A 290-nucleotide genomic window follows, 5' to 3' on the forward strand; every position below is an offset into this window, starting at 1 on the left:
GCAGGGCGTTCTCGACTTCGCCCAACTCGATGCGGAAGCCGCGCACCTTCACCTGGGCGTCGATACGGCCGACGAAGTCCAGTTGGCCATCCGCGCGCCAGCGCACCACGTCGCCCGTGCGGTAGAGACGAGCACCGGGCGTGGAGGAGAACGCGTCCGGGATGAAGCGCTCGGCGGTGAGGCCTGGCCGCCCCGCGTATCCACGCGCGACGCCCACGCCACCAATGTGTAACTCACCACGCACGCCCACGGGCACTGGATGCCCATGCGGGTCCAACACGTAGACGCGC

The 290-nt window shown here is 69.3% G+C and carries 1 protein-coding gene; it reads right to left on the reverse strand.

Going from position 1 to position 290, the window contains the following annotated elements; all coding sequences use genetic code 11:
• A partial coding sequence (locus D7X55_RS42765) for a hypothetical protein (protein ID WP_407921828.1) occupies positions 1-217 on the reverse strand: 217 nt, incomplete at its 3' end.
• Positions 218-290: the final 73 nt, after the last annotated feature.

This window comes from Corallococcus sp. AB049A (assembly GCF_003668885.1).
Classification (GTDB): Bacteria; Myxococcota; Myxococcia; order Myxococcales; family Myxococcaceae; genus Corallococcus; species Corallococcus interemptor.